Annotated in this window: 31 protein-coding genes and 1 pseudogene; 19 read left to right on the top strand and 13 right to left on the bottom strand. The window is 35.8% G+C overall.

Annotation, left to right across the window (positions count from 1 at the left end; genetic code table 11):
- Together D9782_RS17630 and D9782_RS17625 are read left to right on the top strand one after the other, a co-directional pair.
- Positions 1–267, top strand: a complete 267-nt coding sequence (locus tag D9782_RS17630) for a phage holin (protein WP_121605295.1) — start codon at positions 1–3, stop codon at positions 265–267.
- A complete protein-coding gene (locus D9782_RS17625) occupies positions 264–1,211 on the top strand; it encodes an N-acetylmuramoyl-L-alanine amidase (protein ID WP_240455867.1) in 948 nt (315 codons plus the stop codon). Before D9782_RS17630 ends, D9782_RS17625 begins: the two co-directional genes overlap by 4 nt.
- A gap of 40 nt (positions 1,212–1,251) precedes the next feature.
- Here the strand turns inward: D9782_RS17625 and D9782_RS23055 are convergent, their stop codons facing one another.
- Together D9782_RS23055 and D9782_RS17620 are read right to left on the bottom strand one after the other, a co-directional pair.
- Positions 1,252–1,404, bottom strand: coding sequence for a hypothetical protein (locus tag D9782_RS23055; protein ID WP_162986432.1), 153 nt, complete (start codon positions 1,402–1,404; stop codon positions 1,252–1,254).
- 29 nt (positions 1,405–1,433) lie between these two features.
- The gene (locus D9782_RS17620) at positions 1,434–1,631 is read right to left on the bottom strand and encodes a helix-turn-helix transcriptional regulator (RefSeq protein WP_121605294.1); all 198 of its coding nucleotides are present in this window, start codon (positions 1,629–1,631) and stop codon (positions 1,434–1,436) included.
- A 270-nt stretch (positions 1,632–1,901) separates the two neighbouring features.
- On the opposite strand from D9782_RS17620, the gene D9782_RS17615 reads away from it, so the two are divergent.
- The 3 genes from D9782_RS17615 (at position 1,902) to D9782_RS17605 (ending at position 4,815) form a co-directional block, all read left to right on the top strand.
- On the top strand, positions 1,902–2,699 hold the full coding sequence (locus D9782_RS17615) for a helicase HerA domain-containing protein (RefSeq protein WP_121605293.1): 798 nt from the start codon (positions 1,902–1,904) through the stop codon (positions 2,697–2,699).
- Between the two features lie 28 nt (positions 2,700–2,727).
- Positions 2,728–3,171 carry a hypothetical protein gene (locus D9782_RS17610; protein ID WP_162986430.1) on the top strand — a complete coding sequence of 148 codons (444 nt, stop codon included), beginning with the start codon at positions 2,728–2,730 and terminating at the stop codon, positions 3,169–3,171.
- 144 nt (positions 3,172–3,315) lie between these two features.
- Entirely contained in the window at positions 3,316–4,815 is a 1,500-nt protein-coding gene (locus D9782_RS17605; protein WP_121605291.1) for a recombinase family protein, read from the top strand.
- A gap of 8 nt (positions 4,816–4,823) precedes the next feature.
- On the opposite strand, the pseudogene D9782_RS17600 reads toward D9782_RS17605, so the two are convergent.
- The 9 genes and pseudogenes from D9782_RS17600 to D9782_RS17560 form a co-directional block, all read right to left on the bottom strand.
- A pseudogene (locus tag D9782_RS17600) lies at positions 4,824–5,171 on the bottom strand (sigma-70 family RNA polymerase sigma factor); the annotation flags it as partial.
- Positions 5,172–5,305: 134 nt separating this feature from the next.
- Entirely contained in the window at positions 5,306–6,781 is a 1,476-nt protein-coding gene (locus D9782_RS17595; protein WP_121605289.1) for a UDP-N-acetylmuramoyl-L-alanyl-D-glutamate--2,6-diaminopimelate ligase, read from the bottom strand.
- Between the two features lie 104 nt (positions 6,782–6,885).
- Positions 6,886–7,266, bottom strand: a complete 381-nt coding sequence (mnhG, locus tag D9782_RS17590) for a monovalent cation/H(+) antiporter subunit G (protein WP_034678979.1) — start codon at positions 7,264–7,266, stop codon at positions 6,886–6,888.
- Positions 7,247–7,558, bottom strand: a complete 312-nt coding sequence (locus tag D9782_RS17585) for a Na(+)/H(+) antiporter subunit F1 (protein ID WP_026681222.1) — start codon at positions 7,556–7,558, stop codon at positions 7,247–7,249. The genes mnhG and D9782_RS17585 overlap by 20 nt, the downstream gene beginning before the upstream one ends.
- Positions 7,555–8,031 carry a Na+/H+ antiporter subunit E gene (locus tag D9782_RS17580; RefSeq protein WP_026681221.1) on the bottom strand — a complete coding sequence of 159 codons (477 nt, stop codon included), beginning with the start codon at positions 8,029–8,031 and terminating at the stop codon, positions 7,555–7,557. Before D9782_RS17580 ends, D9782_RS17585 begins: the two co-directional genes overlap by 4 nt.
- Before the next feature lie 6 nt (positions 8,032–8,037).
- Complete coding sequence (locus D9782_RS17575) at positions 8,038–9,519, bottom strand: Na+/H+ antiporter subunit D (protein WP_026681220.1); 1,482 nt, start codon at positions 9,517–9,519, stop codon at positions 8,038–8,040.
- Positions 9,512–9,850: a Na(+)/H(+) antiporter subunit C gene (locus tag D9782_RS17570; RefSeq protein WP_026681219.1), complete on the bottom strand. Its 339-nt coding sequence runs from the start codon at positions 9,848–9,850 to the stop codon at positions 9,512–9,514. The genes D9782_RS17575 and D9782_RS17570 overlap by 8 nt, the downstream gene beginning before the upstream one ends.
- 2 nt (positions 9,851–9,852) lie before the next feature.
- A complete protein-coding gene (locus D9782_RS17565) occupies positions 9,853–12,174 on the bottom strand; it encodes a Na+/H+ antiporter subunit A (protein WP_121605288.1) in 2,322 nt (773 codons plus the stop codon).
- A 331-nt stretch (positions 12,175–12,505) separates the two neighbouring features.
- Positions 12,506–12,652, bottom strand: a complete 147-nt coding sequence (locus D9782_RS17560; protein WP_026681217.1) for a sporulation histidine kinase inhibitor Sda — start codon at positions 12,650–12,652, stop codon at positions 12,506–12,508.
- A 560-nt stretch (positions 12,653–13,212) separates the two neighbouring features.
- Between D9782_RS17560 and D9782_RS17555 the strand changes: the two genes are divergently transcribed.
- The 11 genes from D9782_RS17555 (at position 13,213) to D9782_RS17505 (ending at position 21,849) form a co-directional block, all read left to right on the top strand.
- Positions 13,213–13,728, top strand: a complete 516-nt coding sequence (locus D9782_RS17555; protein ID WP_026681216.1) for a YqeG family HAD IIIA-type phosphatase — start codon at positions 13,213–13,215, stop codon at positions 13,726–13,728.
- Between the two features lie 2 nt (positions 13,729–13,730).
- On the top strand, positions 13,731–14,831 hold the full coding sequence (yqeH, locus tag D9782_RS17550; protein ID WP_121605287.1) for a ribosome biogenesis GTPase YqeH: 1,101 nt from the start codon (positions 13,731–13,733) through the stop codon (positions 14,829–14,831).
- A gap of 16 nt (positions 14,832–14,847) precedes the next feature.
- Positions 14,848–15,687, top strand: a complete 840-nt coding sequence (gene aroE, locus D9782_RS17545; protein ID WP_026681214.1) for a shikimate dehydrogenase — start codon at positions 14,848–14,850, stop codon at positions 15,685–15,687.
- Position 15,688: 1 nt separating this feature from the next.
- Entirely contained in the window at positions 15,689–15,979 is a 291-nt protein-coding gene (gene yhbY, locus D9782_RS17540; RefSeq protein ID WP_026681213.1) for a ribosome assembly RNA-binding protein YhbY, read from the top strand.
- 13 nt (positions 15,980–15,992) lie between these two features.
- Positions 15,993–16,559, top strand: coding sequence for a nicotinate-nucleotide adenylyltransferase (locus D9782_RS17535; RefSeq protein ID WP_026681212.1), 567 nt, complete (start codon positions 15,993–15,995; stop codon positions 16,557–16,559).
- Positions 16,549–17,124 carry a bis(5'-nucleosyl)-tetraphosphatase (symmetrical) YqeK gene (gene yqeK, locus D9782_RS17530; protein WP_121605286.1) on the top strand — a complete coding sequence of 192 codons (576 nt, stop codon included), beginning with the start codon at positions 16,549–16,551 and terminating at the stop codon, positions 17,122–17,124. The genes D9782_RS17535 and yqeK overlap by 11 nt, the downstream gene beginning before the upstream one ends.
- Complete coding sequence (gene rsfS, locus D9782_RS17525) at positions 17,124–17,480, top strand: ribosome silencing factor (RefSeq protein WP_026681210.1); 357 nt, start codon at positions 17,124–17,126, stop codon at positions 17,478–17,480. The genes yqeK and rsfS overlap by 1 nt, the downstream gene beginning before the upstream one ends.
- Before the next feature lie 2 nt (positions 17,481–17,482).
- Complete coding sequence (locus tag D9782_RS17520) at positions 17,483–18,238, top strand: class I SAM-dependent DNA methyltransferase (protein ID WP_034678976.1); 756 nt, start codon at positions 17,483–17,485, stop codon at positions 18,236–18,238.
- Positions 18,239–18,348: 110 nt separating this feature from the next.
- Positions 18,349–18,954 (top strand): helix-hairpin-helix domain-containing protein, encoded by a 606-nt coding sequence (locus tag D9782_RS17515; protein WP_026681208.1) that lies wholly within the window; start codon positions 18,349–18,351, stop codon positions 18,952–18,954.
- A 43-nt stretch (positions 18,955–18,997) separates the two neighbouring features.
- Positions 18,998–19,564: a ComE operon protein 2 gene (locus tag D9782_RS17510; protein ID WP_026681207.1), complete on the top strand. Its 567-nt coding sequence runs from the start codon at positions 18,998–19,000 to the stop codon at positions 19,562–19,564.
- Positions 19,565–19,575: 11 nt separating this feature from the next.
- Positions 19,576–21,849: a DNA internalization-related competence protein ComEC/Rec2 gene (locus D9782_RS17505; protein WP_121605285.1), complete on the top strand. Its 2,274-nt coding sequence runs from the start codon at positions 19,576–19,578 to the stop codon at positions 21,847–21,849.
- Positions 21,850–21,942: 93 nt separating this feature from the next.
- Here the strand turns inward: D9782_RS17505 and D9782_RS17500 are convergent, their stop codons facing one another.
- Entirely contained in the window at positions 21,943–22,077 is a 135-nt protein-coding gene (locus D9782_RS17500) for a YqzM family protein (RefSeq protein WP_026681205.1), read from the bottom strand.
- 313 nt (positions 22,078–22,390) lie between these two features.
- Here D9782_RS17500 and holA point away from each other — a divergent pair, with 313 nt between their 5' ends.
- Complete coding sequence (gene holA / locus D9782_RS17495) at positions 22,391–23,428, top strand: DNA polymerase III subunit delta (RefSeq protein WP_026681204.1); 1,038 nt, start codon at positions 22,391–22,393, stop codon at positions 23,426–23,428.
- A 205-nt stretch (positions 23,429–23,633) separates the two neighbouring features.
- On the opposite strand, the gene rpsT is transcribed toward holA, so the two are convergent.
- Complete coding sequence (gene rpsT, locus D9782_RS17490) at positions 23,634–23,900, bottom strand: 30S ribosomal protein S20 (RefSeq protein ID WP_026681203.1); 267 nt, start codon at positions 23,898–23,900, stop codon at positions 23,634–23,636.
- A 214-nt stretch (positions 23,901–24,114) separates the two neighbouring features.
- Between rpsT and gpr the strand changes: the two genes are divergently transcribed.
- Together gpr and spoIIP are read left to right on the top strand one after the other, a co-directional pair.
- On the top strand, positions 24,115–25,224 hold the full coding sequence (gpr, locus tag D9782_RS17485; protein WP_121605284.1) for a GPR endopeptidase: 1,110 nt from the start codon (positions 24,115–24,117) through the stop codon (positions 25,222–25,224).
- A gap of 98 nt (positions 25,225–25,322) precedes the next feature.
- Positions 25,323–26,486: a stage II sporulation protein P gene (gene spoIIP / locus D9782_RS17480; protein ID WP_121605283.1), complete on the top strand. Its 1,164-nt coding sequence runs from the start codon at positions 25,323–25,325 to the stop codon at positions 26,484–26,486.
- The last annotated feature ends 3 nt before the right edge of the window (positions 26,487–26,489 follow it).

Genomic DNA, 26,489 nt, shown 5'->3' with positions numbered 1-26,489 from the left:
ATGAAAATAAATTGGAAAGTACGTCTAAAAAATAAATCATTTTGGTTAGCTTTAGTACCAGCGGTTATGTTAATAGCGCAGATTGTTGCAGGATGGTTTGATTATAATTTAGCAGCACAACTAATTAACGAAGAAGCAGCAAAATTTATTAATGCAGTTTTTGCATTGCTAGTTATTTTAGGGATTGTAAATGATCCTACTACTAGTGGGGTTAAGGATTCAATCAGAGCTCAAGGATATAACAAGCCTAAAAAGGATGTGGCATAATGAAAATCATACAAAATTTTATCCCGAGTAACCAGGTCAAACAAAGACCTGGTTTTTTCATGATTCCGCAATTTATCACTGTCCATAACACAGCTAATTCAAGCAAGGGAGCAAATGCAGAACTACACAGTCGTTACTTGCACAATGGCGCTGGTGGTCGAACTGTAGGCTGGCATTTTACTGTAGATGACAAAGAAGTATATCAACATATTCCCACAAACGAAAGTGCTTATCATGCTGGCGATGGCTCTGGTTCTGGAAACCGAAAATCAATTGGTATTGAGATATGCGAGAATAGTGACGGAGACTTCCAAAAGGCTGTCAAGAATGCACAGCAATTAATCAAACAACTAATGAAAGAACACAACATACCTATTGAACGTGTTGTACCGCATAAGCATTGGTCTGGCAAGAACTGCCCGCACTTGCTACTGAACATGTGGAGTACCTTTATAGATGGTATTGAGGGTAAGACGGTTGAAGCACCAAAGCAAAAAGTAGAATCAGAAACAGCAACCAAATATAACGGTGGTTCTGTTGTTGATTATATGAATAAAAAAGGTATGGATTCATCTTTTGGGAATCGGAAAAAGCTAGCAAAGAAATACGGTATTAAGAATTACAAAGGTACAGCAAACCAAAATATAGAACTGTTGAACAAGCTAAAAAACGGTGTTCCTAATAAACCTATGTTTAAGCTACCTGACGCTGTTTACAGAGCAAAAAGACCTTACCCTAAAGGTAGCGGCGTAAAAGCTGTACAGCAGGCTTTATCCAGCGTATATTACTACCCAAATAAAGGCGCAAAGAACAACGGAGTAGATGGCATATATGGTCCTAACACAGCAGATGCTGTAAAAAGATTTCAGTCCATGCATGGATTAAAACAAGATGGTGTGTATGGTCCTAAAACCAAGAAAGCATTAGAAAAAGCTATGAAATAAGAAAAAGCCTCCTTAATGGGGGCTTTATCCTTTTCTGTATTTAGTAGCAAGCTTCTTCACATAGTATATCGGCTTCTTTTTCGCTGTTAGCTATACCGTAAAGCGTCCATCCCATCGTCATTTTTTCGAAAGCTTCTTCCTGCCAACACCAGATAACAACACCAGAATCGTAAATCACATAATATTTATCCATTTTCATTCTCCTTTTTTATCCTAATCATTTTATTCTTTATATTCCCATAAGTCATCAACTTTACAATCAAGCATTCTAGCTAATTTAAAAGCTGTTTCTAAGTATGGAGACGAATCTCCTTTAACCCAGTTGCTAAATTGCTGTGGGCTAACCCCTAAGTCTTTATATATGTCTGACTGTTTCTTGTCCAATTCTGCTAATCGTATTCTAATTCTTGGCTTTAGCATTACTGCATCCTCCAAAACTATAATTATATTCACCTCACTTTCATTTTATAACCTTAAATATACTATATCAAATAATTTTTAATGTTTCAAGTTAAAATGTAAAAATTAAAATTAAAATGAAACAAACAAGCTTCACTTGCATATTCTGTTGTATATTCACTTCACTATTCCAATCAATATTCACCGCATGACTATTCGTTTCTCTATTCCGATTCTTTCTATACTCTGTTTCATAAACTTGTCTCACTAACTTTAGCAAAGGGGGATAATATGTATATTATCTATGGGATTACTTTCTTAGTGTTTTATGGATTAGGGATGAAGATATTTAGTGCCGATTGGAGTAAAGCGGAAAACCTTCCGTTGCTCCCTCGAACAAATACATCCGTAGTTATAGGAAAATACGAAAAAGGATATGTGTATCACAACTTTCGCAAATTCGCACATATGATTGTGGCTGGAACAACCGGTTACGGAAAGACAAATTTTATTAAGTGCCTCATAAGCCAGTTAGACGGTGAAATAGTTCTCATAGACCTAAAGGGTGGCTTCGATTATAAAAAGGTCACAGCGTTGGATATCGAACAATCACGAATAGAATTAGAAAAGGTTGTATCTAAAATGAGGCAGCGAAGGCAAGGACATATCTATGTGATTGTAGATGAAGCAGGAGAACTATTAGCACCAGCACATCTAACCAAAAAAGAAAGCGCCGATTACTTAGCTTGCCAATCATGTATTAGTGAGATAGCCAGACTAGGCAGGGGATTCCATGTGCATCTAATCTATGCTACACAATACCCAACTAAGGATATTCTTAACGGACAGATCAAGCAAAACGCAGAAACTCGTGTGTGTTTTCGATTGCCTACAGAAATAGCATCAAGGGTTGCTTTAGATGAATCGGGAGCAGAGGAACTGCCTACTGGTGACTTTGGTTTGGGCATTTACAAAAAAGACTACAAAATTAATATGAAAGCCTTTGAATTTGTTGAAAGGGATGGATGGGATGCTAAAGTCAGAAATCCGCAAAGAAAGGGAAGCGCAGATACTTTTAAGATTAAATAAGTTAGGCGTATCGGGCGTTTGGGAGCTCATGAGACTAAATGTAGGGGGATTGGGTGAAGGTGGTCGTAGGAATGCCTTACGTGTCTTAAATGAGATGGAGGAAAAAGGACTAGTTGATTCTTTTCGAAGGGAACTAAAAATATTCTGTGTATCTGGTAGAGGGTTCGGGCATTGGGAACACAGAATGATGATAAATAAATTTTTAATTAAGAAAGGATTATTTGACAAAGCGAAGATCGAGCCGCAAGTAACAATTAATGGCAAGGAATTCCGACCAGATTTTATCATCCCTTTAGTGACCAACCCCAAAACAGCCAAAGAATGGGCGTATTATGAAGTGGATCGCAAGCAGAAAAGAAAAGCTAATCAAGATAAAATACAACGATATAAAGAGTTAGGCTTACGATTGGAAGTAGTCTGTACACCAGAAAGGGTAAATATGTGGAAGGGTTGTGTGATTCATGAAATATGAGTCACTTTTTTAGTTTAATAATGGACAAACCTTGAAGCATAGCCTTTAATGAGGGGTGATGCTAGGTGCATGTCAAACGTGAAAATATTCCTACTGACAAGCGAATACTCAAATGCTATGATTATTTACGAGAGGTGATAGATAATGATAGCAGCCTACGCGAGAGTATCGACAGAAGAACAGAGCAAAAAAGGTTACAGTCTGAGAAACCAGATAGAAGAATGTCGAATAAAGGCGAAAACGAGTGAGATTGTTGAATATGTCGACGATGGATATAGTGGAGAGTTTTTAGAACGTCCAGCATTGACTAAGCTTAGAGAAGATGTGAAAGAAAATCGCATAAGTAAAGTGTATTGCTATGATCCAGATAGGCTAAGTCGTAAACTGATGAATGCTTTAATAATAGATGACGAGTTTCGTAGTAAAGGCGTAGACATTGTTTACATAAATGGAGAATACGCAGATAGCCCAGAAGGTAAGTTATTCTATTCGTTACGTGGTGCTATATCCGAATTTGAAAAAGCTAAGATTACAGAGCGCATGAGTAGTGGACGTAAACGAAAAGCGCAAGAAGGTAAAATAGTTAAGAATCATCAAATGTATGGATATAATTATGACAAAGAAAAAGCTATGTACACGATCAATGAACACGAGGCTTCAGTAGTACAAACTATTTTTCACAGATTCACAGTAGAACAAATAGGAATGAACAGCATAGCAAAAGAGTTGACTTCTAAAGGCATTAAAACCAAAACAGGTAAAGATGTTTGGCATAGACAAGTAGTACGTCAAATTCTCATGAACGAAAGTTATACAGGTGAATATTATCAAAACAAATGGAACACAGAAGGCATGATAAAAAATAAATATACTGATAATCCAGACAATAAAGTACGCATGAAAAAACGTGATAAATCAGAATGGATCCCAATTAATATACCTAAGATCATAGAAAGGGAACAATATGAGGAAGCTGCGGAGTTATTAAAGCAATCAAGAAGAAGATACGCTAAAGCATCTGTAAACCAATACTTATTAAGTGGGTTAGTCCGTTGTCAAAAATGCGGTAATACTATGGTAGGAACTAAAACAAAATGGTGGGGAAAGCCTCTTTTTATATATACTGACAGAAAAAATCATGCAGGCGCAAAACACCCCGGTTGTGTTTTAGATGTAAAAATGGAGGATTTAGATAATGCTGTATGGAAAGAGGTTAAAGAAGTCATTCATAATCCCGAATTATTGATTAAATATAATGACATAAAAGATATGAGTTTTGAAATTAAGCAATCAGAAGAATTGAAATCTGAAATAGAAAAAGCGAAAAAAGGAAGAAAAAAACTATATTCTTTATTTGCGATGAGCGATGACTTAGATGAAGAAGAAATTAAAAAGCAGATAATGGAAATGCAAGAAAGGCAAACAAAAGCTGAGGAACAATTAAAAGAATTAGAAGATCAGATAAACAAAAATAAAACTGGTGTAGACATAGAGAAAGTAAAAGAGCGAATAAATACGATGTTAACTGACGTTGATATAGAAAAAGATATAACGTTTGATTTTAAAAGAACTCTCATAAGAATGTTTGTAGAACAAGTTATAGTTGAAGATAAAGAAAACATAACAGTAAGATATTTACGCTAGGGTATTGTAATAAGTATTTCATTTTCTATACAACGGGCGGCATACGTTGCAAGCTTTGTTCCTTTGTCAGTGGAGTAGCTTTCAACTCCTTTAATAAGACCAATTGTCCCAATGGAAATTAGATCCTCTGCATCTTCACCTGTATTCTCGAATTTCTTAACAATATGTGCCACCAATCGAAGGTTATGTTCAATTAGTTTGTTCCTTGAAGTTTCATCCCCCTCCTGCATCTGCTTAATATATTTCATTTCTTCTTCTGGTGGTAAAGGCTGAGGAAAAGCATGATTTTTAACGTAGGACACAAAAAACATAGCTTCTTTAATAAGAAGCGCAAGGGCACTTAATATCCCGGACAACTATATCAACCTCCTCCATACAAGGCTGGGCTAATGCCTATACCTTATTTTTATGAATCATGGAGAAGGAAAGTGTCTGTCCGCATTAATTTCTTTATTCTAATTAAATATAGTACTTTTATCCTGCTCGATGTTTAATCAGGATATGTTATTTTAACTTGTTCTATAGCTAATGAAGCATCACTGTGTGGATATTTCTTATCTCCAATAATTTGATAGTTTTCTCGACCTTTTCCAGCGATGACGATGATATCTCCAGGTTTACTAAGTTGAATCGCTTGCTTTATAGCCTGTTTGCGATCAGGAATTAACGAATAATTGTTGTGTAACATCCCTTTTTCCATATCTGTAAGTATCTTATTGCTATCCTCATTACGTGGATCGTTAATGGTTAGAATTACGGTGTCAGCTTGGGAGGCTTTTTCGCCCATAAGTGGTCGTTTTTCCTTATCACGTTCTCCTCCTGTACCAACCACCATAATTAATTGTTGTTCACTATTCTTTGAAGACCTGACGGCATGAACGCATTTTTCAATTGCATCAGGCGTATGAGCATAATCAATGTAGATGGTTACAGGGGCTTCCACATTTATCCTTTCCATCCTACCTTTTATGGTGGACATACCACGCAATAGAGGAACTAATGTTGTTATCGAATAACCCTTTACATAAAGGGATGCCAAGGCTGCCAATGTATTATAAACATTAAACTCTCCTAACAGATTGCTCTGAATCAAATGCTTTCCTTCTGGTGATTGCAGGGTAAATTCGGTAGTATCTGTATGATAATTTATATTCGTTGCTCTGAAAATAGCATCGGTATATATGCTGTAAGTAATGACTTCTGCAGATGTGAAATAATTGTATGTCTTCCACCAAGGATCATCACAATTTAGTACAGCATATTTTGGTGAAGTCATATCGTTACCTAACTGTGCAAACAATATTCCCTTAGCATAACCATAGTTTTCCATGGTGTGGTGATAATCAAGATGGTCCTGAGAAAGGTTTGTGAAGACAGCCACATCAAAATTAATTCCTGATAATCTCCCTTGGGATAGGCCTTGGGATGATACCTCCATAATAACATGATCTACACCTTCCTGATATGCACGATGAAGTAATTGTTGGTTGGTTAAAACATCACAAGTCGTATTTGCTGTCTGAAAATAGTGCTTATTAATAAGCATACCATTTGTACCAGCCACAGCAGTTTTTTGATTTAATTTACGGAGCATATCATGTATTAAACTAGTTACCGTTGTTTTGCCATTTGTGCCAGTAACTCCAAATATATTTAACTTATTGGAGGGAAAGTGATAAAACGTATTAGCTAATTTAGCCAAGGCTTTAATTGTATCAGGAACAATGATAAGCGCGTTTTTTTCTAGGTCAATTGTAAGGCTACGGTTAGCGACAATAACCCGAGCTCCTTTTTTTAATGCATCACGATAATAATCATGCCCATCAACAGTAAATCCAGAAATACAAACAAATAGTGATTTGTTTTGTACGTTTCGGGAATCATGGTGTATACTCTTAATTTGGTTTGGAAGGTGTCCAATTACCTGTTTGATTTTAAGGCACTCAAGTAACTCAGTTGTTTTCAACATGATGCCTCCCTCATTTGCTAATGCTTTTATATTGCCCAACGAAAAACTAATTTATTAAACAAAAAGAAGTGACTGCCTTTGCAAGGACGTCACTTCTTATTTTAATTATTTTGTTGTTTAGAGTAACTATCAATAGCATCTTGATAAGCATCTCTTCGGTTTTTAAGATGCGGCTTCACTCCATATGAGTGTGCTGCTCTGCCAATCATATGTGCAGATACTGGCGCTGTTAAAAGAATGAATACGATAGCTAGAAGTAATTTACCACTTACAATTGAATGCTCTAGGTATAGATAAAGAAAAGCACCAATAAGTATACAAGCAATTCCTAATGTGGAAGCTTTTGTAGCTGCATGAAGTCTTGTGTAGACATCGGGAAATCGTACAATTCCAATCGAAGCAGATAAGATAAAGAACGTACCAACTAAAACAAATAAGATAACAAGTATATTCAAGATAATGCTAATCCAAGTCTCTATCAATAATAACACCCTTTTCTAGATATTTTGCGATGGCAAGTGTCCCCAGAAATGCTAAGATCCCGATTAGCAAGATAACATCGTTTAATTTTGTTGTGACAATAAATATAGCCATTAATCCTGCAAGGCCCATCAGATTTATTCCAATTGTGTCTAGTGCAACAGCGCGATCTGGTTGTGTGGGACCTGCAATCACACGATATAATAAAAGGGCCAATGAAATTGCAATTCCGATAAAGCATATAATGACAACAACATGAAGTATCTGCTCAGTCGTAGTTAAAAGATCTGTCATCTTGTCACCTCCATAATTGCTTTTTCAAAGGTATTCTTAATGGACTGAATGGATTCATCACTATCATCAATATCCATTGCATGAATAAATAGCTTTGTATTATCTCGTGAAACTGCAACGGAAAGTGTGCCAGGTGTAAGCGAGATTAAATTTGCAAGTAAGGTAATCTCCCAATTGCTTTTAAGCTCGGTCGGTAGCTCAAAGATTCCTGGCTCTATATCTGGTTTAGGTGTATACACTAATTTTACGATATCCATATTGGATGAAAAAAGCTCTTTTATAAACAGCATAATCAATCGTAGGATTTTCATAACGCGTCGTAAATAGAATGTATCCGGTACGAAACGTCTTAGAAGCAGTAGGAGAAGTATACCTAATATATAACCAGCTATAAAACTAGGAACAGAATAAGATTCACTTAAGAACATCCACATGCATGCAATAATTAAGTTAATTACAATCTGAAAGGCCATAATGAATTACTCCTTTAATACAGAATCAATGTAGATTTCCGGATCAAGTAAATAAGTGGCAATTGACTCGATATGCGGATAGAAAAATTCTGCTCCAACACCTAATATCACAGAAAGAGCTAGCAGGCTAACAACTGGTGCGAGAAGCCCTTTGGTAGATTTTTTAGGTAGTTCCGCCATCGTTTCTTTATCTCCCCAAAACCCGTTAATAAATATTTTAACAACAGAGTAGAGGATCAACAGGCTAGTAATTAGACCGATAATAACAATGGCGATTTCTCCTTGCTCGAATGCGCCTTTTAGTAATAGTAGCTTACCAATAAAACCACTGAACGGAGGTAAACCTGCTAATACTAACGCCGAAACGAACAAGAGCCATCCTAAGAATGGATAATAGTGAATGAGTCCACCCATTTTTCGCAAGTCAGAAGTCCCTGCAACATATGCAATTACTCCGACAAGTAAAAATAAGACGGATTTAATGATCATATCGTTAATCAGGTAATAGATAGAACCACTAATTCCATCCTGATTTAATAATCCAATCCCTAAGATAATAAAACCTATAGCAGGAATGATGTTATAAGCAATAATTAATTTAATATTAGAAGTTGAAAGTGCGCCAATTACACCAAAAATCATAGATAGACCAGCGATCCAAATAAACATCTCATGTGTCATATCCGTTTTATGAACAAAGATCAAAGTAAATACACGTAAAATAGAATATATTCCTACCTTCGTCAATAATGCTCCAAATAGAGCTGAAATGACAGGATTTGGTACGATGTAGGATTTAGGAAGCCAGTAATAGAGTGGGAATAATGCCGCTTTCGTAGCAAATACAAAGAACAGCAATATTCCAATCGTAGTTAAGATCCCTTGTTGTTCAACCTCTTGAACTCTTTGAGCAATCTGAGCCATATTTACAGTACCTACAACAGCATAAAGAAACGCTACTGCAGTAACGAAAAGCATGGAGGAAAACAAGTTAATCAATAAATATTTAAGTGATTCTCTTAGCTGTACTTTTCCACCACCAAGAACGATCAGGCCGTAGGAAGCCATAAGTAAAACCTCGAAAAATACAAAGAGGTTAAATAGGTCGCCGGTAATAAACGCTCCAGATACTCCAGTTATAAGGAAGAAGAAAAAGGGATAGAAATAAAACGTTTCCCTTTTTTCTAATCCAGCGTTAGGTGCATAGAATGCACATGCAACAGCAATAATGTTAGTTGTTAACACTAATATAGCTGCTAATCCGTCCATAACAAGGATAATACCATATGGAGCTAGCCAATCCCCTGTTTCCAAGATAATCGTACCATTAGTGAATACATACCAAGTGATATAACTAGAAGTTCCTAGACTTATTAAAGAAAACAGTTTTGAAAGTGCTCTTGATACCTTTACTTTTTGATTAAAGAATATTAGAATCACTGCTGATATCAATGGAATGATGATTGGTAATACTGCTAAATTACTCATTTTCGTTACCCCTTAATTGTTCCATATTGTCTGTATTATTTTCTTTCGTCGTACGATAGGCCAATACTAATAGCAGACTTGTGACACCAAAGCTAATAACGATAGACGTTAGGATTAATGCCTGTGGCAATGGATCTGTATAGTCGGAAATTCCTTCAGTAAGAATAGGAGGCTGCCCTGTTTTTAATCTACCCATAGTAAGTATGAGTATATGTGCTCCGTGAGACAGCAAAGCCGTACCAATTACTATCCGAAGTAATTGCTTCTGTAAAATATTATAGATAGCCGTTGCAAATAACACTCCCGCTAAAATAGAAGTGATAATTTCCATATTTATTCTGCCTCCTTATTCTTTTTATTTTTAATGAGGCCAAATATCGCAAGTGCTGCAATTCCAAGCACAGCGATCTCAAATAATGTATCCAACCCACGCATGTCTACAAGAATTACATTAACAATATTATCTCCACCACCAAGTTTATAGGAATTCTCCACAAAATAATCAGATATAGATTCAAACCACCTGCTGCTATGAGCAGAAATAGCTACCATCGTAATCAACGCACCAAACCCAATGGAAATAATCGCATTCATTGTCTTTGTTTTAGCTGAATCCGTTGATTTCCTTAGTTTTGGAAGGTGGTAGAAGCATAATAAGAACAATGCTACAGACACTGTTTCAATGACTAATTGTGTTAAAGCGATGTCTGGGGCTCGATAAATGACAAATAAAATCGCCACTCCAAAGCCAACAACACCTAGCACAAGTACCGCCGCTACATTATGATTCATATATATTGTTCCAATAGCAGCAATAATCATAATAAGAACAACTGCAATTTCAATAAATGATATATCAGCTAATTGATCTGTACTAACAGTAAAGCCGTTACTTACGAACATAACGAAGAAGGAGACAACGAGTGTTGTTCCAAGAATTAGAGACATATATGTTTTTAATGAGCCTGTCATGTAGAAATTAGTTACAGATCGAGATACGCTATCCATGTTGGCTACAATTGCATCGTACACCTTATTAAAGCTTGCCTTTCCAGGTAATACTTGATAAACAGCTTGCCATCTTTTTCGTGTTACAAACAGAATAATACCTAATGTAACAACAACGAGTGACATTCTAAACGCAGGAGAATCCCAACCATGCCAAAACTTAACTTTATAAAACTCTGTGTCGCCATTAATAGCTTCTGCAGCGTGCTGCAAGAATGGAGCGTTTGCCATATTAGGCAATAGTCCAATCAGAATAACGCCAAGCACTAAGATGATAGGTGAAACAAGCATACCAAAAGGCGCTTCATGTGGTTTTTTAGGCAGTTGTTCAAGATGCTTTTTCCCCGTAAAGGTTCCAAAAAATAAGTACATCGAATATACACATGTAAAAATACTACCAAGAACTGCTAAATAGGGAATGGCTTGTGACCAGAATCCTGAATTATCTAACTGAATACCAGCATCAAAGAAGAGTTCTTTACTGTAGAAACCATTAAGAAAAGGTAAAGGAACTCCAGCCATTGAAAATGTTGCAAATATAGCTAGTGTTGCTGTAATTGGCATAAATGTAGCTAAACCACCGAGCTTGCGGATATCCCTTGTACCTGTCTCGTGATCCACAATTCCAGCAATCATAAATAGACTGCCTTTAAATGTAGCATGATTTAAAATATGGAACACAGCTGCGAAAACGGCAATTGTTGTACCAAATCCAAGCATTGCCATAATCATTCCGAGCTGACTAATTGTTGAAAAAGCAAGAATAGCTTTTAAATCCGTTTGTCTGACAGACATATACGATCCCCAACAAAGAGTGATAATCCCGACTATACTTACAATCAAAAAGAACCATTCATAGCTAGAGAATATGGGAGAAAATCTGGCTATTAAAAATATCCCAGCCTTTACCATCGTCGCCGAGTGGAGATAGGCACTTACTGGTGTAGGTGCTTCCATTGCATCTGGTAGCCAAATATGGAATGGAAATTGAGCCGATTTTGTAAATGCTCCTAATAAAATAAATCCTAAAATCAATGGTAAGTAATTGCTATCTAAAATGACATCAACCTGGCTGATCATTTCTTGGATGCTGGTTGTACCAGTTACTACATATAATAAAATGAAACCGCCCAACATACTTAATCCACCAAATACAGTGATAAGCATGGATTTTAATGCTCCATACCGTGACCGCTCCTTGAAATGCCAATAACCAATCAACAAGAAGGAAGATATAGATGTTAGCTCCCAAAATGTATAAAGCACAAAGATATTATCAGATAAAACGACACCAAGCATTGCACTCATGAACATAAGAAGGTAAACATAAAAATGTCCTAATCGCTCCGACTTATGTAAATAATAGATGGAATAGAGTACGACCAATGAACCAATACCACTAATTAATAGTACGAACAATAAACTTAGGCCATCTAAGTAAAAATCTAAATTTATACCTAAGGATGGTATCCAACTATACTGCTCTATTTGTGGTGAGAAATCATTTCCTACAAATTGAACAAAATAAAGAAAAATAATGAACGGAACAAAGTATACAAAAATTCCTGTATGTATTTTTGCTTTTAATTTACTTAATGCAGGAATAAAGCATGCAATAAGAAGCGGAACTAGTACTGCTAAGATCATCGAACGGGATTCCTCCTTCAAAAATATCAATGCTGTTGTTATTAATTTGTACGTTATTGCTTATTCCATTACAGAAATTAGAGAATGACTGAAAGTGGTACATATCCATCGGGGAAATGACATCTTGCTAGGGTCTAGTTTTTCTAAATCTACTTTTTAAAAAAAGTAGGTAAATTGGTTGATAAGTATGGCTTTGATACTACCATATGTAATCATTTATCCAAGAAATAGTTTAACACATTAAATTATCAATAAAAATAAAAAACCCTTAGGATTCGCAAATTCTTCAAGGGTTTTCGTGTTTCTTCATATTTATAATACATTATTTTTTTTAACCTGATTTTATATTTTTTATTTTATGTGATAATCGTCTTCTATGAATCTCTTCTTCAATCAGGGAGAGGAAATCGGGGCTTAAATTTAATTCATTTGCTGTAAAGTATGATTCAAGTAATAATTCGTCTGACAAATGTTCCATAAATACAGCCCTCCTAAGAGTGGGAATCTTCTGGATTTAAGTTAATATAAATTTACCATGTTCTAACAAGCAGGACAAGGCAGAAGTTATCTACATTTGACTGTAGATAACCTGTGTACAAACTCAAAAAAATCCTTACAAACATTATTACATCAACTCGAAAATTGTTAATAAAGTTATCCACAATGCAAAAAATGAAGGTATTTGTCGAACGATTTATTCATATTTTCGGGTGAACATACATACTTCTTGATGAAATGACATAGATCAAGGATTTCTAGTTGTACTTGTCTACATGATAAGGGTTTATCATCGACAAAGTTTCGTCTTGATAATAAATCACACATGGTATGGAGATAACTGCTAGTGAATGTCCGATAAGCTCGGCTCTATAGGATGTGGGTCACAAAGGCGTTGTCACAGGAGGTGACGTTTTTGCCTTTGTTCTTAACATTAGAATGAAGTTTCGCTTTATTATTGTAGAAAGTTGTTATAGGATAAGGTTATAATGGAGATTCGTATGAATACTGCTAGTAGATAGACTATAAAGAGGTGTAAGTGTGTTAAGAAAATTTCTGCCTAATGAACATGTAAAAAGTATTTTTGATATCCATCCCGACGTATTAAAAGAAAAAGGGATTAAGGGGATCATCACGGATTTAGATAATACCCTGGTAGCTTGGGATGTTAAAGAAGCAACATCTGAAGTAGTTCAGTGGTTTAAACTAATGAAAGAGCATGGGATTAAAGTAACAATTATATCGAACAATAATCAAGAACGAGTAAAGGTGTTTTCAGAGCCATTAGATACACCATTTGTATTTAGTGCAAGAAAACCGTTGAGTAAAGCATTTAGAACCACTGCTAAAAAGATGGGTTTAAAGAAAGAAGAGATTGTAGTGGTAGGAGACCAAATATTGACTGATGTACTTGGAGGGAATTTTGCTGGGTTTTACACAATTCTTGTTGTCCCTATTGTGCAAACAGACGGTAAGATAACAAGATTTAATCGTAGAATTGAACGACGGATTCTTTCATATATGCGTAAAAAGGGAAAAATTAGCTGGGAGGAATAAGATTGGAAACACTATACTGTCAGGGCTGTGGTGCAGAGATACAGACAACAGATAAGAATCAACCTGGATATACACCACAATCCTCTTTGGAAAAGGAAGATATTTTATGTCAACGATGCTTCCGTTTAAAGCACTATAATGAAATACAGGATGTCGCGATGACAGATAATGATTTCCTATCAATGGTTAGTACTATAAGAGAAACAGATGGGCTGATCGTACATGTTATTGATATATTTGATGTGGATGGCAGCTTGATTAATAGCCTGCCTCGTATTGTTGGCGATAACCCTATAATTTTAGTTGGAAATAAAATGGACCTACTTCCAAAATCGGTAAATAAGCGAAAATTAATGCAGTGGTTACGTTCACAAGCAAAAGAGAATGGGATTCGCATAAAAGATGTATTCTTGATTTCTTCTACAAAAGGCCATGGTATGGAAGAGCTGACAAATCAAATAGAAGCCTATCGACAAAATAAGAATGTGTATATTGTTGGAACAACAAATGTTGGAAAATCAACATTTATTAATCGCTTAATAAAGCAATCTACTGGCTACAGTGAGGTTATTACTACCTCTTATTTTCCAGGTACAACGTTAGGATTCATTAAGATACCATTAGATGATCATTCTACATTAATAGATACTCCGGGAATTGTTAATAAACAACAGATGGCGCACTATATATCTCCGCCTGATTTAAAAGCAATTTCTCCTAATAAAGAAATCAAACCAAGGGTTTATCAATTAAATGCCGGTCAAACATTGTTTTTTGGTGGACTCGCTAGATTGGACTTTATCAAAGGAGCGCGGCAGTCATTCGTTTGCTACTTTTCCAATCAATTGCCCATTCATCGTACAAAGCTTGAAAATGCCGAGCATTTATATGAAAATCATTTAGGCGAGCTGTTATCGCCACCAAATGAAAAAACATTAGAAAAACTTCCTAATTTAACACCAAGCGATTTTCGGATTTCAGCAGATAAGAAGGATATTGTGTTTCCGGGGCTTGGGTGGGTGTCTATTCAAGGAAATGGTGCCTCTGTAACAGCCCATAGTCCGAAGGGTGTATCTGTATCAATTAGAAATTCGTTTAACTAGGAAGGGGAGAAATAATGTGTATCGGTTTGGATTGATTGGTTATCCAATTGCCCATTCATTATCACCGTGGATTCATAAAGAATTTATGAAACGAACCCATATAGATGGAGAATATGAGATTTACGAAATTAATCCTGAAGGGTCATTTAGCGAAAAAATAAATGCGTTTAGACAAAAAGAACTACATGGATTTAACATTACTGTTCCTTACAAACAAAAAATCATCCCATTTCTTGACGAAGTGGATCATACGGCAAAGGCAATTGGTGCTGTAAATACGGTACGTAATAAGAATGGGAAATGGATTGGATATAATACGGATGGTATTGGATATGTACGATCTCTTAAAAGTAAATATCCACGCCTTTTTTCTAAAGCAGATAGACGTGCGCTTATTTTAGGGGCAGGTGGTGCTGCAAGAGGAATTTATGCTGCATTGCAGGATGCTGGCTTTACAACGATAGACATAGCAAACCGTACAAAGGAAAAAGCGCTTGATATAATAAGATTATATCAGGTGCAGTCACAGGTAATGCCATTGGAAAGCGTTGAAAAACAAATTGATCAATATGATGTAGTTATTCAAACCACCTCTGTAGGCATGAAACCGTATGCTGATAAATCAATCATTGAAATTAAAAACACAAAGCCAAACGACACGATTGTTAGTGATATTATCTATCAACCGATCGAAACAAATTTGCTGACACAGGCAAAGTGTTATGGTTTTTCTCTGCATTTTGGACATACGATGTTGCTATATCAGGCACAATATGCTTATGAAATATGGACAGGCATAAAGCCACCAATGGAACGCATGGATCAAGAATTACAACTTATACTGGAAGGAAGATAATATGTTAACAGGTAAGCAAAAACGTTTTTTACGAGCACAAGCAAATCAACTGAAGCCTATTTTCCAAGTTGGTAAAATAGGTGTGAATCAAAATATGATTGATCAAATTGAGGATGCACTAGAAAAAAGAGAACTGTTAAAAGTGAGTATCTTACAAAATTGTATGGATGATAAAGACACCGTTGCTGAGCAATTAGCAACTGGAACGGACGCAGAGATCGTGCAAATAATTGGGAATAATATCGTATTGTATAAAGAATCTACAGAAAACAAACAGATTCGTCTTCCGTAAAAGGTGTTTATTGATGAAGCGTATTGGTATCTTAGGAGGAACGTTTGACCCACCGCATATTGGTCATTTGATCATTGCTGAAGAGGTTCGGATTTCGCTTGAATTGGATGAGGTGTGGTTTATCCCATCTTATACACCTCCGCACAAAGAAGATGTTAAAACAAGCCCGAACAATCGACTGGAAATGGTACATTTAGCTATAGAGAATAATAGGTATTTTAAGGTGAATCCAGTCGAAATCAACCGTGTTGGAAAGTCTTATACAATTGATACGATAAAGGAATTAAAGAAAAATCATCCTCATAAAACATTTTATTTCATTATTGGCGCGGATATGGTTGAATATTTACCAAAATGGGAACGAATTGATGAGTTAATGCAACTAATCCAATTTGTTGGTGTTAAACGGTCTACTCATTCTTTACAAACACATTATCCAATAGTGGAAGTAGACATCCCATTAATAGAGATTTCCTCTACGTTATTAAGGGAACGGTTAGAACGTAGTGAAACCATTCACTATTTACTACCTGACTCCGTTTATAACTATATTAAGGAGAATCACTTATATGAAAATTGAGATAGCAAAGGACATCGTGAAGCAACACTTAACAACAGCTCGCTATGAGCATTCGTTACGCGTGGCGGAAACAGCAAAAGAGCTTGCTTTGTTATATGGTGAAAAAGTTGAAAAAGCAGAACTTGCAGCCGTCTTCCATGATTACGCGAAATATCGATCGAGGGATGAGCTTGCGCGATGGATAGTAACGTCCTATTTACCTAAAGACTTATTAGATTATCATCATGAATTATGGCATGGTCCAGTAGCAGCATTGCTTATTGAGAAAGAATTCGGTGTAAAGGATATAGATATCCAAAATGCTATTCATTACCATACAACAGGAAGAGCTCATATGAGTAACCTAGAAATGATAATATTTTTAGCTGATTATATAGAACCCGGTAGAAAATTTCCAGGTATAGATAAGGTGCGGGAGATGGCAAAGGTCGACTTGGTACATGCGTGCTTAATGGCATCAGCAAATACGATTCGATTCTTAATGAACAAGAATACTGCCATTTATCCTGACACCTTTCATACGTACAATGATTTAATAAGAAGAGTTAACGGAGGTAACCATTAATGGAAAATAAGACAATTATACAACTTGCAGCCGAAGCGTGTGATGATAAACGTGCTGAGGACATTATTGCACTTGATATGAACGAAGTATCATTAGTGGCGGACTATTTTTTAATATGCCATGGAAGTAATGAACGACAAGTGCAAGCAATAGCAAGGGGGATTAAGGATAAGATGGAAGAGAACGATATTTCCTTGAAACGTTTAGAGGGATTTGAACAGGCTAGATGGATTTTAGTGGATATAGGTGATGTCGTTTGTCATATATTTCATAAGGATGAAAGAAGCTACTATAATTTAGAGCGTCTTTGGGGAGATGCAGCTCCAGTCTCATTGCAATTGGAGGACAACAAATAGTAATGGCTTACGAAAAAATGGCGAATGTTTATGACCTGTTAATGGAAGATGCCCCTTATGATCAATGGGTAGCATTTACGGAAGCTCAGTTTAAATCAAGACAACGAGAAGTTGGGACGATCGCTGATTTAGGATGTGGTACGGGAGAAATAGCAATCCGATTGGCAAAAAAGGGATATCAGGTCACAGGAGTAGATTATGCGGCAGATATGTTAACATATGCAGCACATAAGTCTGCTACAGAAAATATGTCCATCCAGTGGATTTGTCAAGATTTGCGAAGTCTTGTAGGCCTTCAGGGGCTTGATGCTATAGTCAGTTACTGTGATGTCATTAATTATATTACGTCAGAAGCTTCCTTAAGAGATACATTTATAAATATAAACGAAGCACTCGATCCAGGTGGGCTATTTTTATTTGATGTTCACGCGCTTAGCTATATTACTGATAATTATTTTGGGGAAACATTCGCTGATGTTACGGAAGATGCTTCTTATATTTGGTTTTGTGCAGAAGGAACACAGCCTGGTGAAATGTTCCATCAGTTAACTTTTTTTGTAAGGGATAAGGACAATTTATACCATCGATTTGAAGAGGAACATCATCAACGAACATTTCCTGTAGAAATTTATAAAAAAATATTGAATGAGTCAGGTTTTGAAAATATTAAAGTATATGGTGATTTTTCATTAAAAGCAGATAGTTTAAATAATAATACAGCAAGAATTTTCTTTTCAGCTGAGAAGAAACCGGAATAATCTGTATTTCCGGTTTTTTTTCTTAAAAAGGAAAACAAGTTAAGCATGTCGAATTTTAAGTAGGAGAAATGAAATAAATTCCTTCTATTCCTCAAAAAGGAGGTGAACATTTGTACTCTAATATATTAAAAAAAGTACTTTTCTTTATTGGTATTCCAGTCGTCATAATCATTTTACTTCTTATGATCGGAGATAAAGATACAGGTGATGAAGATGCAAAAATCATTGATACTAGCGAGCCGATTGATCCGACAGATACGGTGAACAGTAATCGTACGAATCAGGTAGAGGACACAAGTACTGTCGTTGTGGATGTAAAAGGTGAAGTAAATAAACCAGGTGTCTATGAGTTGGAAGTGGAAGATCGTGTGATCGATGCAATAGAAGTAGCTGGGGGGTTTACTAAAAATGCAGATGAGTCCCAAGTAAACCTTGCGCAAAAAGTACAGGACGAAATGGTTATTTCAGTTGCAGATAGTGAAAGTGATTATTCATCGTCATTGTCAGGTACGGAGACGAACGAGAAATTGCGTATAAACCAAGCCTCGGTAGAAGAAATTGAGAGTTTGAGTGGGATTGGACCAGCAAAGGCAGAGGCAATTGTAAGATACAGAGAAGAAAACGGGCCATTTACCACAATAGACGATCTACTAAACGTTTCTGGAATTGGCGAGAAAACAATTGAAGTATTTCAGGAAGAGATTCAAATTCCATAACTGAAAATGAATGATTTCAAAAAATACATAAAGGGGAATAATGATGGAACGAATTTCATGGAATCAATATTTTATGGCGCAAAGTCATTTACTCTCATTACGCAGTACATGTACTAGACTAATGGTAGGGGCAACAATTGTAAGAGATAAACGAATTATTGCTGGAGGCTATAACGGAAGTGTCTCGGGAAGTGTTCATTGTATTGATGAAGGTTGTTATGTTGTCGACGGGCATTGTGTACGTACGATTCATGCTGAGGCAAATGCATTATTGCAATGCGCTAAATTTGGTGTTCCTACCGAGAATGCAGATATCTATGTAACGCACTTCCCATGCCTGCAATGCTGTAAGCAATTAATTCAAGCAGGAATCAATACTGTTTATTATGCAGAGGATTATCATAATAATGATTATGCTATCGAGTTGTTTGCTGAGGCTGGAGTTATTACCAAGAAGGTAGAGCTTGATTATTTGACAGTTGATACAAATTATCTGGAAAAACAGCATTACATTCAAAATTTAATACAGAAGCTAGAAAATGAAGAAATTGATCGTAATGAATTGCAGAAATGGAAAAATAAAGCATTTGATTTATTTAATTTACGATAAAGGAGAATCATGTGAAAGGATTCTGGCATTTTCCTGCATTGGCTGTCGTTGTAAGTAGCTTGATGAAATGGATGAATCACCCGATTATTGCTGCAGTATTTCTTGTTTGGTTATTTTATTTATTTTATAGGAGAAGGATATGTGCAATGCCGTTTGTACTATCCCTCATCTCCCTTATATTCTTTTCCTTTTTTATCCCTCGAATAGAAACCACTGAAATTAACCATAAACAGCCTCCTCAAGATAAAGAATTAACAGGTACAATCATTACTCCTATTCAAGTAGAACCCGAAAAAATATCATTTATCTTTCAAATTGCAAATACAGATAGCAAAGTTTCTATGTTGTATTTCCCAGACAATCCAGTGCATGTGGCCAGCAACTATCCGCACATAGCATATGGATCCACCTGTCGGATTTCTACGTTACTGGATATCCCTAAGCCAGCGACGAATCCCGGTCAATTTGATTATCAAGGATATGCGAATAAGCAAGGGATTTCTTATCAATCCATTATCACAAGTTTAGACGAGTTAGATTGTCTAGAAGGTACGGGATTTTTACATCATATATATCAAATAAGAGCATCCATGCTTGATTACGTTAACGGAAATATAAGTGATGGAACTGCTGCCTGGATACTTGCATTATTATTTGGAGATAAATCTTTTTTAGCTAAAGATACGATTGAATTGTTTCGACAATGGGGATTAAGTCATCTATTGGCAATCTCAGGCCTGCATGTTGGATTAATGATAACCATTACTTATTTTCTTTTAGTTAGGACAAACCTTTTCACAAAAGAGTACGCGCAATGGGGAATGCTGCTATTTCTGCCTGTCTATGCGCTGATGGCTGGAGGGGAACCCTCTGTATGGCGAGCCAGTATCATGGCTATATTTTTTATCATCCTCCATAAAACCAAATGGAAAATCAGTGTTACAGATGTACTTAGTATTACATTTATTGTGCTAATTCTATTTGATAAGCTGATTATATATCATGTGGGATTTCAACTCTCATTTATGGTAACCTTTGGATTATTGCTTTCGAGGAAATGCTTATCCCGAACAAAATCTTCAATCAAACAGATGCTACTTATTAGTTTCATTGCGCAAATGATGATAATTCCGCTACTATTTCATTACTTCCACATACTCCAACCATTATCCATTTTACTCAACCTTTTCATTGTTCCATACTTTACATTCTTTGTTATTCCCACTTTATTAATGCTTTTATTTACGTCTCCTATATCCACCATATCCTCAATTATCGATCAGTTGTTTATTGTCGTTCATGAACAGGTGTTGCTTGGTATTGGAAAAATAGATAACTATCTACATTATCCTTTGGTTGCAGGCTCTATGTCATTTGTTGCTGTTATATTATATTACCTCTTTCTCTTCTTCTTTATGGGTTACTTGGAGAGGGGAAAGCAAGTAAAGTCATTTTATTGCGGAGTTATCATCGTAATGATAATTTTAGTCGATATAAGCCGACCATTTTTTTCTCCCATAGGGACAGTAACAATGCTCGATATCGGACAAGGTGATGCTTTTATTATTGAATTACCTTATCGTAAAGGTGTGATACTTATAGATGCTGGTTCAAAGGTTACAAACACAAACCAGCAGCCATCGGCTAGTGTATATAATCAGGTTATTCAGCCGTATTTATTTGCAAAAGGTATTCACAAAATAGATGCTATCTTTTTGTCGCATGAGGATTTGGATCATATTGGAAGTGTGGATTATATACTGGAGGATATAGAAGTAAATAATATATTTATAAGTGATTTTTTTGATAGCAAGGAGATTGTATGGAACTATTCTGAGGTAGTTACTGTAAAAAGAAATGATACAATTGTAGTAGGAAATACACTTTTTAAAGTGTTGGCACCATTTGAAGATAGAAAATCAGCAAATGACAATTCACTTGTTCTATTTACTAATATTGGGGGAATGAATTGGCTTTTTACAGGCGATATAAGTAAAAAAGAGGAAAAAGAAATAGTGAAATCATACCCAAATATAAACGTTGATGTCCTTAAAGTAGCACATCATGGCAGTAAAACATCTACAGATAAAGAGGTTTTAACACAATTAGCACCTCATTACGCATTAATTTCTGTTGGTGAGGACAATTCATATGGTCATCCGTCAGATGAAGTTATCCGTAATTTACGAGAAAGTGGTGCAATTGTTTTGCGTACAGATAGAGATGGTGCGATACAGTTTAAATTTATAAAAGACCGGGGAACGTTTTATCGTTTTTTACCATAGTAATATATCATGATTCATCCAAACAAAAAAGAGACTGTGACACAGTCTCTTTACTTACGTTCACATGTCTAACCTATGTAAACGAATGAGGATTTAGGCTCCTGCTACACTAATTATAACTCCGATTGCAAATAGCACAAGAAAGAAAATAAAAGAAAATGCAAAACCTTTGATGGAGTCAACAACGTCATTATTTTTAGATTGAATATCTTTTTCAAATTCGTTCACAATTACCCCTCCTATATCACCATTAGTATAAATTATATTTTTTAAAAAATCCACTTTTGCAATAAATTTATATCGAATTGAATGGATCCCAAATTTAGAAAGACTTAACATCTATACTTTTACTTAGACGGGAAAATCTATAGATAAGATCAAATATCGTTTGACATGACTGTTTCTAGAGCAGTTATGCAAGCGTTAATATAGATTGGAGAGGGAAGAAGATGCCAGTCTTTTCCCTCTCATTATTCCTTGCCATTCTTCTATTAACGTTTTACCATATAAAGGTACAGCAAAAAAGGTTGGAGTGAATTGCATGTCCTATTTGGAAGCGGTAAAACAAATAAAAAAAAATCAAATATCCTCAGTATTTTTACTATATGGAAACGAGCCCTATTTTATACAATCACTTAAAACACGTTTAATGGAAGCCATTCTTGATGATGATAAAGATAATTTATCGAGCTATGATTTAGAAGAAACATCTATACAGGATGTTATTGCAGATACGGAAACATTCCCTTTATTTGGTGAGCGTAAATTGATCATAGCTACTAACGCTGTTTTCTTAAAAGCAAAACCGGATAAACTTTCGTTTGAGCATGATCTTGAGTCGCTACAACGTTATCTGTCTGCACCAGTTGATTTTTCCGTACTTGTTTTGATTGCGCCATATGAAAAAATTGACGAACGGAAAAAAGTAACGAAACAATTAAAAAAGCAAGCATCTGTAGTGGCATGTAACGCTATAAAGGAATATGAGCTAAAGAAGTGGATTTCGCAATTGGCTGATCAGCTTCATGTTACAATTGGTGATGATGTTTATGATTTATTAGAATCGGAATTATCCACGAATTTGCACTTATTGGAAAGCGAATTGAAAAAATTAGCAATGTATGTTGGGGAGAATGGTGAAATTACAAGGGAAATTGCTGAAGCGCTCTTATCGCATACTACTACAAATTCTTCATTGAAATTAGTGGATGCTGTCATGAATCGTGATTTACATAAGGCAATTGCTATATATAAGGATTTAGAAAAAATGAAGGAAGAACCCATTGCATTGATTGGTTTACTTGCCTTCCAATTTCGTACGATTTTTCGAGTGAAGTTATTAAAGCAAAAAGGCTACAGTCAATCTCATATGCAAAAACAACTTGGGGTGCATCCCTATGTTATTAAAATAGCTATGCAACGAGAAAAGCAATTTTCTATAGATACTTTAGAATATATTATGGATCAACTAGCAGATGCTGATGCAGCAATGAAGCAAGGATCTATGGAGAAAGAATTAGCATTTGAAATACTTCTATATCATTTAACGAAAGGAAAAATTGCTAGAACAAAAGCGTAAGCGTCCGATTAAAACGTAGCGACTGGAGCGAGTTAACGGAAATAAAGGAAGCACGGTGAGCTTGCGAGCCGATAATGACTTAGATTAGGGGTGATTCGTGAAGTTGCCTCGTTTCTGGGAACTGGAGTTGGACGTAGCTCAACACGCCCATATTTATCCACTTGAGCTAACAAACAAAAAAACGATCCTAAGGGATCGTTTTTTATTATGCGCCTAATTGATTTAATTTCTTAGCTAGACGTGATTTTTGGCGATTACCGTTGTTAGCATGAATAATCCCTTTTTGAACAGCTTTATCAATTGATTTATTCGCATCTTTTAAAGCAACGATTGCGTTTTCTTTATCGTTAGCTTCAACTAATTTTTCTACACGCTTAATTTGTGAACGCATTTCAGATTTTTGCATAACATTGTTTGTGCGTTTTTTATTATTTGTTTCTACACGTTTAATTGCAGATTTAATATTTGCCATAAGTTTTTCACCTCCTGAAATATCATCACAATTATGAATGTATTTGTTTTCATCCCAACAAATGTAAAGTGATTTGTATTTGCTTTTTTTGTCTATGGACAAAAGTCATTTTACCAGAGGAACGGTTTGTTTTCAATAGCTTTGTTATCAAATGTATGAGTTTCGCTATTTTGTTAAATCTATTACTAACAGATGAAGAAAGGATGAGCGAGCTATGGAAAACAAAAAGAATGATATTGTACCATATCAAGTTAGGACAGATCTAGCCATTGAAGCAAAGGATATGTATGTTGAAAATCAAGAGGCAACTGATCAGAAAAAAATAAAAGGAGTCACTATAAAAGAAAGAAATGATGAAGGAATTAATATTTCTTATGTAGAGATCGATGATACTGGTGCTGAGCTTCTAGGTAAAAAACCGGGATCCTATATTACCATTTATGCTGATGGTGTAAAACGACAAGATACAAAAAGACAGGAGCAAGCTGCAAAGGTGTTAGCTAAAGAACTGGAACAATTAATTGCTAAAAACAATATTCCAGTCGATAGTAAAGGTTTAATTGTAGGATTAGGAAACTGGAATGTTACACCCGATGCACTTGGTCCGATGACCGTAGAGAAAGTGCTAGTAACTAGTCATTTATTCCAAATGGAACATGAAACGGTTTCAAAAGGTTACCGGCCAGTAGCTGCTGTGACACCTGGCGTAATGGGGGTTACTGGTATTGAAACAAGTGACATCATTTTCGGAATTGTGGAGAAATATCAACCAGATTTTGTTATTTGTATTGATGCACTTGCCTCAAGGTCCATTGAACGAGTTAATGAAACCATTCAGTTATCCGACTCTGGTATACATCCTGGATCTGGTGTAGGAAATAAACGAAAAGAAATAAGTAAAGAAACGTTAGGCATTCCTGTGATGGCTATTGGAGTTCCGACAGTTGTTGATGCTGTTACCATCACAAGTGATACCATCGACTTTTTATTGAAGCATTTTGGTAGAGAGTGGGAAGAAAAGGATGATCCCTCCAAGTCATTAACACCTGCTGGTATGTCATTTGGTGAGAAACGTTTAACGGATGAAGATTTACCAGATGAAGAAAAACGTCAAACATTCCTTGGTATAGTAGGGAATCTATCTGACGATGAAAAGCGAAAACTAATAACAGAAGTATTAACGCCGATTGGTCATAATTTAATGGTAACACCTAAAGAAGTAGATGGTTTTATGATTGATATGGCTAGCCTAATAGCAAACGGCGTTAATGCTGCTATGCATGAAACTGTCAATGTAGATAATTTCGCATCTTATTCTCGTTAACCTTTCTATCAATATTCCAAAAAATAAAAGATTAGGTTCTAGCTTCTGGATTTGTGTCATAGAGTTAACTATAGCGTGAATTCAGAAAGGGTGGAACCATGGATCTGCATAAACATAGCGGGCTTCGTCTTTTATATAAGCGAAGTAGCTTATACATTATCGGTGCTCTAATACTTTTTACTTGCATCGGTATTCTAACAACGATAAAGCCCGCTTATCGCCTTTCTTCTGAAGTAATTACGGAATGGACAACTGATATTAATAGCTCTACTTTTTTATACTTGCTAGGAATTGAAAATCGGGCATTTCAGCAAGCTGTACCTGAAGATCACAAATTCCTTGATTTGTCTACAACTCTGTTTCGCATTGCAACAAGTCTAAAACCAAATGATATTAGAAGCTTGTTAGGCAATGAATTACCTGGATTTAAGGTTTTTGATAACCACATATTAATTGCTGGTGAAGGTACAAATTATACAAACCTACCAATTGAATCTTCTCCACCACTACAAGAAGTTCTAAAAGAGAGAGAAGCAATAATTGAAGATGAGGAAAGCACAACAGAACAATTAGAAACGAACAAAGAAAAAAATACGCCAACGACAGGGAATAAAGAGGTTGTTTATATTTATAATTCACATAATCGAGAGTCCTTTCTTCCTTATTTACCTGACGTAAAGGACCCTGATAAGGCTTATCATAAGGAAGTGAATATTTCAAAGGTGAGTAATCGACTAGCTAAATCATTGCAGGCAAATGGAATCGGAACTGTAGTTGATGATACAGATATAACCAAAAAATTGCATGAAAAGGGCTGGGGGTTTGGCAGGTCGTATGATGCATCTAGGGAGGTAGTTGCTGACACACTATCCACTAATAAGGATATTCAATATGCTTTTGATTTACATCGTGATGCTATCAAAAAGGAAAAAACGACGAAGCAAATAAACGGAAAATCCTATGCCCGCATTATGATAGTTGTTGGCGCTGAGCATAACTCTTATAAGAAGAACCTTGACTTAGCAGCTAAGCTGCATTATCTGTTAGAAGAAAAATATCCTGGTTTAAGCAGAGGGGTATTTCCGAGAAAAGGTAAAGGAACAAATGGAGTATTTAATCAAGATTTATCTAATAACGCATTGCTGTTTGAATTCGGGGGAGTAGAAAACAAACTGGACGAGCTATATCGTTCGGCTGATGCTCTAGCAGACGTATTTAGTGAGATGTATTGGGATGCAGAAAAAGTAGATACTGCTTCATAGGAG

It is taken from the genome of Virgibacillus sp. Bac332 (assembly GCF_003667785.1).
Taxonomy (GTDB): domain Bacteria; phylum Bacillota; class Bacilli; order Bacillales; family Amphibacillaceae; genus Virgibacillus; species Virgibacillus salarius.
The sequence above is the reverse complement of the archived record's forward strand: the minus strand, read 5'-3'. Positions and strand labels throughout refer to the sequence as shown.

Bases quoted from the DNA above. Each gene is read 5' to 3' on its own strand.
- D9782_RS17630 (WP_121605295.1), top strand. From the start codon at position 1: ATGAAAATAAATTGGAAAGTACGTCTAAAAAATAAATCATTTTGGTTA.
- D9782_RS23055 (WP_162986432.1), bottom strand. From the start codon at position 1,404: ATGGATAAATATTATGTGATTTACGATTCTGGTGTTGTTATCTGGTGT.
- D9782_RS17620 (WP_121605294.1), bottom strand. From the start codon at position 1,631: ATGCTAAAGCCAAGAATTAGAATACGATTAGCAGAATTGGACAAGAAA.
- D9782_RS17615 (WP_121605293.1), top strand. From the start codon at position 1,902: ATGTATATTATCTATGGGATTACTTTCTTAGTGTTTTATGGATTAGGG.
- D9782_RS17610 (WP_162986430.1), top strand. From the start codon at position 2,728: ATGAGACTAAATGTAGGGGGATTGGGTGAAGGTGGTCGTAGGAATGCC.
- D9782_RS17605 (WP_121605291.1), top strand. From the start codon at position 3,316: ATGATAGCAGCCTACGCGAGAGTATCGACAGAAGAACAGAGCAAAAAA.
- D9782_RS17585 (WP_026681222.1), bottom strand. From the start codon at position 7,558: ATGACAGATCTTTTAACTACGACTGAGCAGATACTTCATGTTGTTGTC.
- D9782_RS17580 (WP_026681221.1), bottom strand. From the start codon at position 8,031: ATGGCCTTTCAGATTGTAATTAACTTAATTATTGCATGCATGTGGATG.
- D9782_RS17575 (WP_026681220.1), bottom strand. From the start codon at position 9,519: ATGAGTAATTTAGCAGTATTACCAATCATCATTCCATTGATATCAGCA.
- D9782_RS17570 (WP_026681219.1), bottom strand. From the start codon at position 9,850: ATGGAAATTATCACTTCTATTTTAGCGGGAGTGTTATTTGCAACGGCT.
- D9782_RS17565 (WP_121605288.1), bottom strand. From the start codon at position 12,174: ATGATCTTAGCAGTACTAGTTCCGCTTCTTATTGCATGCTTTATTCCT.
- D9782_RS17560 (WP_026681217.1), bottom strand. From the start codon at position 12,652: ATGGAACATTTGTCAGACGAATTATTACTTGAATCATACTTTACAGCA.
- yhbY (WP_026681213.1), top strand. From the start codon at position 15,689: ATGTTAACAGGTAAGCAAAAACGTTTTTTACGAGCACAAGCAAATCAA.
- D9782_RS17535 (WP_026681212.1), top strand. From the start codon at position 15,993: ATGAAGCGTATTGGTATCTTAGGAGGAACGTTTGACCCACCGCATATT.
- yqeK (WP_121605286.1), top strand. From the start codon at position 16,549: ATGAAAATTGAGATAGCAAAGGACATCGTGAAGCAACACTTAACAACA.
- rsfS (WP_026681210.1), top strand. From the start codon at position 17,124: ATGGAAAATAAGACAATTATACAACTTGCAGCCGAAGCGTGTGATGAT.
- D9782_RS17520 (WP_034678976.1), top strand. From the start codon at position 17,483: ATGGCTTACGAAAAAATGGCGAATGTTTATGACCTGTTAATGGAAGAT.
- D9782_RS17510 (WP_026681207.1), top strand. From the start codon at position 18,998: ATGGAACGAATTTCATGGAATCAATATTTTATGGCGCAAAGTCATTTA.
- holA (WP_026681204.1), top strand. From the start codon at position 22,391: ATGTCCTATTTGGAAGCGGTAAAACAAATAAAAAAAAATCAAATATCC.
- rpsT (WP_026681203.1), bottom strand. From the start codon at position 23,900: ATGGCAAATATTAAATCTGCAATTAAACGTGTAGAAACAAATAATAAA.
- gpr (WP_121605284.1), top strand. From the start codon at position 24,115: ATGGAAAACAAAAAGAATGATATTGTACCATATCAAGTTAGGACAGAT.
- spoIIP (WP_121605283.1), top strand. From the start codon at position 25,323: ATGGATCTGCATAAACATAGCGGGCTTCGTCTTTTATATAAGCGAAGT.